The following is a 961-nucleotide window of genomic DNA, read 5'->3' on the forward strand; positions in this document are numbered from 1 at the left end:
GGGATTTTTAATCCAGCTATAGACGGTGAATTTGCTGATCTTGTAGCGCTTTGCAACAGCGCGCCAAGTTTCTCCATTAGCAATATCGTTAAGAATTTTCTGTCGGAATTGGCGGCAGTAGGTCATAGGATATGCTCAGTTTGTTTTTGATAATTCTACTACAAGTTGTTCTTTATATCTGCTTTGGATAGATTGGATTCTAAGTGATTTGACTATATAAGTTATGCGGAAGCGGTTCAAAAGTTTGACGGAGTGACTTAAAATATGCATCAGATGTTAAAACAAAGACGAATAGTTGATACGGTTTTAACCAATGTTGTTCTTGGCTATAATCTTGACCAAGAATTCAGCGGACATTTTTTATTCCCAGATGTAAAGGTTAATTCTTTAACAGGAAAAATAGTTAAGTTTGGTAAAGACGCTTTTATCCTTATCAATACTAAAACCGCACCGGGAGCAACAATTGGTGGGATTGAGCTAAAATATTCTAGCGGTGTTTACGAGCTAAATCTAAAAAATTAGCAGCTATTGAAGAAATTGATGCTGCTGATAAGGTAAAAGCCATCAAATATAAATCTCGTGCTGTAACTAATGTCATGCAACGTATGAGATTAGAAAGTGAATACGATATGGCAAAGCTAGCGATGGACAGCTCAAATTACTTGTCAAATCATAGAGAAGCGTTATCAGGTTCTTCAAAATGGAGCGACCAGAGCGCCAATATTGAAAAGCAAGAGGGCGTTCAGAATTCTGTGTCAGGTTAATTAAAGATTCATCACGGCATCTAACCGACTAGGGAAATAGATAGACAATTGCATCATTGTCCTGTCCCCAATTAGGAATCGGCATTGTCTATTTTTCGCTGGCATTTAACATACCAACATATAAGAGTTTGAGCAAACTGGTTTCATTAGGAAACGCTCCTTTAGTTTTAGTTAACTTGCGGAATTGACGATGGACT

General features: G+C 37.4%; 2 protein-coding genes and 1 pseudogene. 1 reads left to right on the forward strand and 2 read right to left on the reverse strand.

The window, feature by feature from the left end:
- The coding region (locus tag A5N85_RS17920; protein WP_143143292.1) for a helix-turn-helix domain-containing protein at positions 1-126 on the reverse strand (126 nt) is incomplete at its 3' end.
- A 138-nt stretch (positions 127-264) separates the two neighbouring features.
- Here A5N85_RS17920 and A5N85_RS13205 point away from each other — a divergent pair.
- Positions 265-522 carry a hypothetical protein gene (locus A5N85_RS13205; RefSeq protein ID WP_072577595.1) on the forward strand — a complete coding sequence of 86 codons (258 nt, stop codon included), beginning with the start codon at positions 265-267 and terminating at the stop codon, positions 520-522.
- A gap of 242 nt (positions 523-764) precedes the next feature.
- On the opposite strand, the pseudogene A5N85_RS13210 reads toward A5N85_RS13205, so the two are convergent.
- A pseudogene (locus tag A5N85_RS13210) lies at positions 765-961 on the reverse strand (IS256 family transposase); the annotation flags it as partial.

It is taken from the genome of Suttonella ornithocola (assembly GCF_001889065.1).
Lineage (GTDB): Bacteria > Pseudomonadota > Gammaproteobacteria > Cardiobacteriales > Cardiobacteriaceae > Suttonella_A > Suttonella_A ornithocola.

Bases quoted from the DNA above. Each gene is read 5' to 3' on its own strand.
- A5N85_RS13205 (WP_072577595.1), top strand. From the start codon at position 265: ATGCATCAGATGTTAAAACAAAGACGAATAGTTGATACGGTTTTAACC.